Consider the following 7,710-nt stretch of genomic DNA (forward strand, 5'->3'; position numbering starts at 1 on the left):
AATAAATCCGGTTTCTAAGTTTTTAATTGCGATCGCGCGCTAGCTTCAAAACCTCAACAGCATCTTGATGGCCCTCAGAAGACGCCCAAATTAACGCAGTCCAAGTATTATTATCCTTAGCTTTGATATCAGCTCCTTTATCGAGTAATAATTCCACAACTTGAGTGCGCCCGCTACCAGCAGCACTCATCAAAGCCGTCAAACCAAAATTAGTTTTAGCATTCACATCCGCTCCCGCCGAGAGCAAAACCTGTACAATCTCGGTATGTCCCGCAGCAGCGGCACTCATTAACGGCGTCCAACCGTCATTATCCCGACTGTTGATATCCGCACCTGCAGCCAGCAATTTTTTGACGATCGCCGAATTGCCAGCCTCAGCCGCAACCGTCAAAGCCGTCTCACCTTGCTCATCTTTGGCATTGATATCTGCACGCTGTTCGATCGCACTTTCTACAGCCGCAACATCACCCGTCTTGACGGCATTAATTAAATCTGTCATAAAATCTCCGTTGCATCCTCTAGAATCTTAAATCCTATGGCACTAGATATTTTAATCCTCTCCAACGGGCCCGGAGAATTAGCAACTTGGGTGCGTCCCGCCGTGCAAGCATTGCGCGAGCAATTGGGAAACGCGGGTACTCAAGCGCGCATCTCTGTGGTGCTGTCCCCCTGTCCGCACGCCACCGGGAAAGAAGCACAAATCGCATCTTCCTACCCAGAAGTGGACAGAGTACAGGCGCCGGAGCATTTTTTTCCATTCTTATTATCCGGCAAAACTGCGGAAAATTGGGATTGGTATGAAACAGGAGTTGTTTTGTTTTTAGGCGGCGATCAATTTTTTACAGTTGTGATTGGCAAAAGGCTAAAATATCGCACTGTTATTTATGCTGAATGGGACGCGCGGTGGTATCGCTGGATTGATAAATTTGCGGCAATGAAACCTGAAGTTTTTGCTAAAATTCCCGAAAAATATGCTAATAAATTTACAGTGGTAGGAGATTTAATTGCGGAAGTAGCTCGTTCCCAGGCTGTGCCTGGAAACGCATATCCAGAGGCTCTGCCTCGTACAAAAATAGAATTAATTGGATTGTTACCCGGTTCTAAAGCCGCCAAATTAGCTTTAGGTGTACCGTTATGTTTGTCGATCGCCCAATCCATCCACCGCATCCGCCCTCAAACTCGCTTTGTAATTCCCGTTGCTCCTACCTTAGATATGCAAACTCTAGCACGTTTTGCCGACCCTGAACAAAATCCTTGCCTGCATTTATTTGAGAACGCTAGCGCCGAACTTCAGTTAACAGAACGGCCGTTTTTGCAGACAGCAAATAAGTTGCAAGTAGAACTTTGGACGCAGACGCCCGCCTACGATTTGCTATCAGAATGCAGCCTTTGTTTAACTACTGTGGGAGCGAATACTGCCGAATTGGGTTCGTTAGCTGTACCGATGATTGTTTTGATTCCGACGCAGCAATTGGATGCGATGAAAGCCTGGGACGGATTGCCGGGTTTGCTGGCAAATTTGCCGTTAGTCGGTTCAGCTTTTGCGACGGGGATTAATTGGCTAATCTGGCAATTGGGAAAGGGAAAGCTTTATGCTTGGCCGAATATTTGGGCACAGGAAGAGATTGTGCCGGAGTTAATTGGGAAGCTGGAACCGGAAGTAATAGCTCAATTGGCGATCGACTATTTGAGCCATCCTGAAAAATTAGCACAAATGGGCGATCGTTTGCGTGCGGTTCGAGGAGAATCGGGGGCGGCGAAAAAAATTGCTGAATTGGTGTGTGAAGAAATTGAAGTGCAATCTCATTCTGAGAAGAATTAGATTTTTTTATTTTTAACCGCAGATGTAGGCGCTTCGCCTTCCCGAAGGGTACGCGGATGAACGCAGATTTAATACAGATTAATTGGTGAAAACAGGCGAAAGAAAATAAATTTTCTCTAGCCTGTTTATTATCCAAAAACTGGATTTGGCCTCAAGTTAAGGTCGATCGTGCTTAGCAATAACCCAAACAGCGTGAATGATCCCGGGAATAAAGCCCAAAAACGTGAGAACCAGGTTGATCCAAAAATCAGTACCGATGCCAACAGTCAAAAATACGCCCAACGGGGGAAGAAAAATGGCAGCGACTATGCGAATTAAATTGTCCATCTCAGTTACTCCAAACTACTTTTCTCTTCCAATTTAACTTCACTGACCGACAGAGCCTTTCCCGAAAAACTTAGGTGGTGCTGCGATAGTGTAAACTTCGGTTTCAGCGGCGATTACCTGCCGTAAGTGACCGGGAACTTGCATCAACCCCAACAGTGTAATCCCGTCGAACATCCGCAACCCGCCAGTTGTTTTCTCGGCGAGTAATTTGTCAGTCACTTCAGGTTCTGGCCGCGTATTTATTTCTTGAGTAGAAGCTACCGCAAAACCCCAAGGAGCTCCGTAAGTAGAAATAAAGCTGGTGCAGGATTGAACGTTGGGGAAAACCGATTTCAGGGTATTGACAATGCGAGCGTGCATTTTCATTTCGGCAGGAGAAACTGGCCCCGCTTGCACTACGAAATACCCGTCAGGCGACATTACGCTGCGAACTTTCTCAAAATATTCCTTGGTAAACAACTGGAAAGATGGGCCTTCTTCAATGGGGTCGGACAAGTCAGAAATGACAATATCCCAGTCTTTGTCTGTGTTGTCTAAATAGTCCAAAGCATCGCCGATTACTACTTCGCAGCGGGGGTCGTCAAAGGCGTTTTGGTGCATTTCTGGCAGGTGTTCGCGGCAAGCTTCTACTACTTCGCCGTCAATATCGATCATTACGACTTTTTCAACTGTTTTCCAGCGCAGCACTTCTCTAATTGTAGCTCCTTCTCCGCCGCCGAGAACGAGCACTTTTTTGGGGGAACCGTGAGAAATCATGGCTGGGTGTACCAGGGGTTCGTGGTACAGAAACTCGTCGCCTGTACAAGATTGCCATTTGCCGTCCAGAACTAAGCCTTTGCCGTAGGTACCGGTCTGAACTACGTACATTTCTTGATAGGCTGTTTTCTTGTAAGCGAGCACGCCGATGATGCCGTGAACGTAAATATCCCAAGGGGTAATGTACTCGCTCATCCAAAAGTCTGCACGAACTTCGCTACCTGACATCAATTACTCTCCAAATATAAACTGCTGTGTGGATGTTGTCACAAGTAGTAGTTCTTAGCACAAAATGGTGCGGCTGTGTGAGTACGATCGACACATGGGATTCAGATTTCTCAGCAATGGTATAGTAGGATGGCGTTCTGGGAGAGCGCTATTGGCTTGGTACTTGAGATTGCTTGCCCGATCGCGCGCCCAGTCGATCGTACTTTTTCAGTCGCCCCCGGTCGATCGCAGTCACATTTAATATTTTCCCCAGCAAAGCCGGGGAGTTTTGTACAAATGTTGTCCGAATCGGGCAATTTTTCGCGTTCAGCCCGCCTTTATAAGTTTGCGATCGGCCTGCTTATTGATCAATAATCGGATGAAAACCCCGCAAATCCGAGTGCGGAGAAGAAAAGTTGCGATCGGTCTTAACCAGATTTATTATTAATAACTTGACATTGTGAATATATCTTAGATAAGATTTTTAGATCGAGCCAAATAAAGGAAGTGTTAAAACTTGCGGACAAATTTGCCGAGGTGATGGGCGTCTAAATTCTAACTAGGTAAAGGGTGCAATTAGATTTATTTATAAAACTGTTATGACACTATTTTTTTTAGGTCCAAAATAATAGCCGATGGAACCAACAGACTGGGAAAACAGAATCAAAGAGCTGGAAAAGGAAAATCGCATCCTGCGGGAAAAACTCGAAACTTCGGAAACCGAACGCAGCCAATTAGAAACCATTAATCAAAAAAAAGAATCTTTGCTAAAAATAGTCACTGAGGAATTTAGAGATTCCGAAAATATTTTAAAAGCAAAAATGTCTACACTACAAAAAGCTCTGAAAAACCAGCAAACAATGCAGATCAAATTGATCGAAGCCGAAAAAATGTCGGCTTTGGGAATTTTGGTAGCTGGTATCGCCCACGAAATCAACAATCCTGTCAACTTTATTTACGGCAATATTACCTATGTCAATGACTACGCTGGCGACATTTTAAAATTGCTCGCAATGTACCAGGATCGGTATCCTGAAACAGATGCAGAGATTGAAGATTTTCTTGAAAAAATTGACCTCAACTTTCTGCGCGAAGATTTGTTAAAAACTCTTTCGTCAATGAAAGTTGGCTCCGAGCGCATCCGCGAAATTGTGCTGACTTTACGCAACTTTGCTCGGGTAGATGAAGCTGAAAAGAAACCAGTTAACATTCACGAAGGAATTGACAGCACCTTGGTAATTTTACAGCACTTAACTAAAGAAAAACCAGGCAACCCAGCTATAAAAATTGTTAAAGACTATGGAGATTTACCAAAAATAGAATGTTATCCGGGGCAATTAAATCAGGTATTTATGAACATCATTAATAATGCTGTTGATGCCCTGCGGGAGCGAGACAAAAAGCGTTCCCTAGGCGAAATAGAAGCCAAGCCAAGCCATATTGTAATTACTACTTCTCTTCTTGCCGAAAAATGGGCTAAAATCAGCATCAAAGATAATGGCTTGGGAATGAATGAAGCTGTAAGAATGAAAATTTTTGATCCGTTTTTTACCACCAAACCAGTCGGTCAAGGGACGGGTTTGGGACTGTCAATTAGCTATCAAATTGTTGTGGATAAACACGGTGGGAGGTTGGAGTGCATATCCGCAATTGGAGAAGGGACTGAATTGGCGATCGAGATTCCGATCGCCAATTCCCGCAGCTAAGATCGATCGATCGAGCTAAACTGAGGGATAATGAAAACTCCCTTTGACTGCGGCTCCTCCTAGTTTGATGTGCAACCCTATGTCTACTGTCACTTTTGGTTTGTCAACCCCTGTAGCGGCAGAGCCCGGGGCATCCTACAGCAGCAGCGAACCGCCACAGCGCCCCACTGTGCGGGCAGAGTGGATCGAGGTATTGGTGGACTCTCCTTTCAGGGTTGCGGGGGACTCCGCTGGGGAGGAAAACAAGTTATTTACCTATGGTTTACCTGCGGAACTTACCGTGCAACCAGGGGATATTTTGAGTGTACCCTTTGGCAGTCAACAGGTAGGCGCGATCGCGATTCGCTTCATTTCTCAACTGCCGCCCGACTTAGATCCGGCGCGGGTTAAAGATGTCGAAGATGTTGTCAGTACGGGCTTTTTTCCGCCTAATTACTGGGAATTGCTCGATCGCACTGCCACCTATTATTGCACACCATTAATTCAAGTAATTAGAGCCTCGCTGCCGCCCGGTTTGTTAAGCCGTTCCGTGCGCCGAATTCGCTTAATTAAGGACGCAATTTCTCCGAATGCCGAAACATTTCTCAATCCCGCCGCCAGTCAAATTTTACAATTGCTGCAAGCTCAAAAAAACGGCGATTACACTTGGCAATACCTCCAGCGCCAAGTTAAGGGAAGTTATCGGGGATTGAAAGATTTATTGAAACGCGGTTGGGTAGAAAGTTATTTAGAACCTCCCAATCCTCCCAAACCACAACTCAAACCGGCAGTGACATTAATTGCTAGTGCATTTGTCACAGATTTAACCAAGCGGCAACAAGAAGTATTGGAAGTTTTGCGGCGCGGTGGCGGTGAAATGTGGATGAACGATTTGCTGAGAATTTGCAGCGCGAGTTCTTCTGTTGTCAAAAATTTGGAACAAAAAGGTAGCGTTGTAATTGACCAAAGGGAAGTGCTCAGGGGCGATCGCGGAATTTCTCAATTGCCCGATGCACCCAAAACTTTAACTCATTTTCAAGCTCAAGCCTTAGCGTTGATTAACTCTTTTTCGGGATTCCGCCAAGTGCTGCTGCACGGCGTTACAGGTTCCGGGAAAACCGAAGTGTATTTGCAGGCGATCGCCCCAATCTTAGCCAGTGGCAAATCCGCCCTCGTACTCGTTCCCGAAATCGGTTTGACACCGCAACTTACAGACAGATTCCGAGCCCGTTTTGGCGAGCAAATTTGCGTGTACCACAGCGCCCTATCCGACGGCGAACGTTACGATACATGGCGTCAGATGCTGACTGGAACCCCGCAAATTGTCATCGGCACGCGATCGGCCATTTTCGCGCCATTACCTCACCTCGGCTTAATTATCCTCGATGAAGAACACGACAGCAGCTTCAAACAAGACCAACCAGCCCCCTGCTACCACGCCCGCACCGTTGCCAAATGGCGCGCTGAATTAGAAAATTGTCCCTTAATTTTAGGTTCCGCAACTCCAGCTTTAGAGACTTTAGTGGGGACGCGCCGAGATTATTACTCATTACCAAATATCCATTATTTATCATTGCCCGATCGCATTTATTCCCGCCCGATGCCGCCTGTGGAAATAGTTGATATGCGCCAAGAATTGCGGCAAGGAAACCGCTCAATTTTCAGTGCTTCCCTGCAAAATGCCCTGGAACAGTTGCAAGCCAGACAACAGCAAGGTATCCTGTTTATTCACAGAAGAGGACACAGTACCTTTGTCTCTTGTCGGAGTTGCGGCTATGTGATGGAATGCCCGAACTGCGATGTTTCCCTGTCTTATCACCACGTCGGCGAAGGAACCGCAGAAATATTGCGCTGTCACTACTGCAACCACACGGAACGACACCCTCAAAACTGCCCGGAATGCAGTTCTCCTTACTTCAAAAACTTTGGCAGCGGCACTCAGCGAGTCGAACAGGAATTAACGAGATTATTTCCCGAATTGCGGGCAATTCGGTTTGACAGCGATACGACTAGAAATAAGGGCGACCACCGCCGATTGTTAACGCAATTTGCCAATGGGGAAGCTGACATTTTGTTGGGTACGCAAATGCTGACGAAAGGGTTAGATTTAGCAGGAGTCACATTAGTGGGAGTTGTGTCTGCTGACGGGTTGCTGAACTTATCGGATTATCGGGCCAGCGAACGAGCTTTTCAAACATTAACTCAAGTCGCGGGACGTGCGGGCAGAGGCGACGATCCGGGGCGGGTAATTATTCAAACTTACACTCCCGAACACCGGGTTATTCAAGCAGTTAGGCGGCACGAATATGCGGGTTTTGTGGAAACAGAATTAGCAGAAAGAGCGGCCCTGAATTATCCTCCTTCGGGGCGTCTGATTTTGTTGCGGTTGAGCAGTGTAGATGCGGCGGAAGTGGCGGTGACGGCGGTACAATTGGCGTCTGTTTGTCAGGAGTATATTGAGCGATTGTCTGTACCGGGGTGTGAGTTGTTGGGGCCTGCACCTGCGGCGATTATGCGGGTGGCAAATCGCTATCGGTGGCAGATTTTGCTGAAGTTGCCTTTGGATGAGTCGGTGGATTTGTCTGATTTGATCCGATTGCGCGATCGCACGCCGCGTTCTGTTAGTTTAACTATTGATGTCGATCCGTTGAATTTTGGTTGATTGGTGGGGCTACAAGCCTTTGTAGGGGCGGGTTTCACTAACCATCTATGTCGGAAACCAACAATATAATAAACCCGCCCCCACGAACACGACAAATCCGAATCTACATTTTTTGAATTCGATCGAACATCAGGTTAATCTGGGTTATGGGTTGGTGGGGGCGGGTTTTTGTAGATTAGACCTCTTGCGAAATTCTCAGGCGATCGCTAATTTATCTTCAAAGAAAGTTCATAATTATAAATACCAGCAAT

General features: G+C 46.4%; 7 protein-coding genes. 4 read left to right on the top strand and 3 right to left on the bottom strand.

Annotated features, from left to right (window positions below; genetic code table 11):
- Window positions 1-22 precede the first annotated feature (22 nt).
- Window positions 23-499, bottom strand: coding sequence for an ankyrin repeat domain-containing protein (locus QUA13_RS24490; RefSeq protein WP_333202743.1), 477 nt, complete (start codon window positions 497-499; stop codon window positions 23-25).
- Between the two features lie 36 nt (window positions 500-535).
- On the opposite strand from QUA13_RS24490, the gene QUA13_RS24495 reads away from it, so the two are divergent.
- The gene (locus QUA13_RS24495) at window positions 536-1,822 is read left to right on the top strand and encodes a lipid-A-disaccharide synthase (RefSeq protein ID WP_333202745.1); all 1,287 of its coding nucleotides are present in this window, start codon (window positions 536-538) and stop codon (window positions 1,820-1,822) included.
- A 156-nt stretch (window positions 1,823-1,978) separates the two neighbouring features.
- On the opposite strand, the gene QUA13_RS24500 is transcribed toward QUA13_RS24495, so the two are convergent.
- Together QUA13_RS24500 and QUA13_RS24505 are read right to left on the bottom strand one after the other, a co-directional pair.
- Window positions 1,979-2,149 carry a YqaE/Pmp3 family membrane protein gene (locus QUA13_RS24500; protein WP_172186266.1) on the bottom strand — a complete coding sequence of 57 codons (171 nt, stop codon included), beginning with the start codon at window positions 2,147-2,149 and terminating at the stop codon, window positions 1,979-1,981.
- A 39-nt stretch (window positions 2,150-2,188) separates the two neighbouring features.
- Window positions 2,189-3,133 (bottom strand): fused MFS/spermidine synthase, encoded by a 945-nt coding sequence (locus QUA13_RS24505; RefSeq protein ID WP_333202746.1) that lies wholly within the window; start codon window positions 3,131-3,133, stop codon window positions 2,189-2,191.
- A gap of 64 nt (window positions 3,134-3,197) precedes the next feature.
- Here QUA13_RS24505 and QUA13_RS24510 point away from each other — a divergent pair, with 64 nt between their 5' ends.
- The 3 genes from QUA13_RS24510 to priA all read left to right on the top strand — a co-directional run bounded on the left by QUA13_RS24510 (window position 3,198) and on the right by priA (window position 7,459).
- On the top strand, window positions 3,198-3,374 hold the full coding sequence (locus QUA13_RS24510) for a hypothetical protein (RefSeq protein ID WP_333202748.1): 177 nt from the start codon (window positions 3,198-3,200) through the stop codon (window positions 3,372-3,374).
- Window positions 3,375-3,747: 373 nt separating this feature from the next.
- On the top strand, window positions 3,748-4,818 hold the full coding sequence (locus QUA13_RS24515; protein ID WP_333202750.1) for an ATP-binding protein: 1,071 nt from the start codon (window positions 3,748-3,750) through the stop codon (window positions 4,816-4,818).
- A 79-nt stretch (window positions 4,819-4,897) separates the two neighbouring features.
- Complete coding sequence (gene priA, locus QUA13_RS24520; protein WP_333202752.1) at window positions 4,898-7,459, top strand: primosomal protein N'; 2,562 nt, start codon at window positions 4,898-4,900, stop codon at window positions 7,457-7,459.
- Window positions 7,460-7,710: the final 251 nt, after the last annotated feature.

This window comes from Microcoleus sp. S28C3, assembly GCF_036700785.1.
In the GTDB taxonomy this organism is placed as follows: Bacteria; Cyanobacteriota; Cyanobacteriia; order Cyanobacteriales; family Microcoleaceae; genus Microcoleus; species Microcoleus asticus.

What these genes read in the sequence shown, in the direction of transcription:
- QUA13_RS24500 (WP_172186266.1), bottom strand. Translation starts at nt 2,149, where the DNA reads ATGGACAATTTAATTCGCATAGTCGCTGCCATTTTTCTTCCCCCGTTG.
- QUA13_RS24510 (WP_333202748.1), top strand. Translation starts at nt 3,198, where the DNA reads ATGGTGCGGCTGTGTGAGTACGATCGACACATGGGATTCAGATTTCTC.
- QUA13_RS24505 (WP_333202746.1), bottom strand. Translation starts at nt 3,133, where the DNA reads ATGTCAGGTAGCGAAGTTCGTGCAGACTTTTGGATGAGCGAGTACATT.
- QUA13_RS24495 (WP_333202745.1), top strand. Translation starts at nt 536, where the DNA reads ATGGCACTAGATATTTTAATCCTCTCCAACGGGCCCGGAGAATTAGCA.
- QUA13_RS24515 (WP_333202750.1), top strand. Translation starts at nt 3,748, where the DNA reads ATGGAACCAACAGACTGGGAAAACAGAATCAAAGAGCTGGAAAAGGAA.
- priA (WP_333202752.1), top strand. Translation starts at nt 4,898, where the DNA reads ATGTCTACTGTCACTTTTGGTTTGTCAACCCCTGTAGCGGCAGAGCCC.
- QUA13_RS24490 (WP_333202743.1), bottom strand. Translation starts at nt 499, where the DNA reads ATGACAGATTTAATTAATGCCGTCAAGACGGGTGATGTTGCGGCTGTA.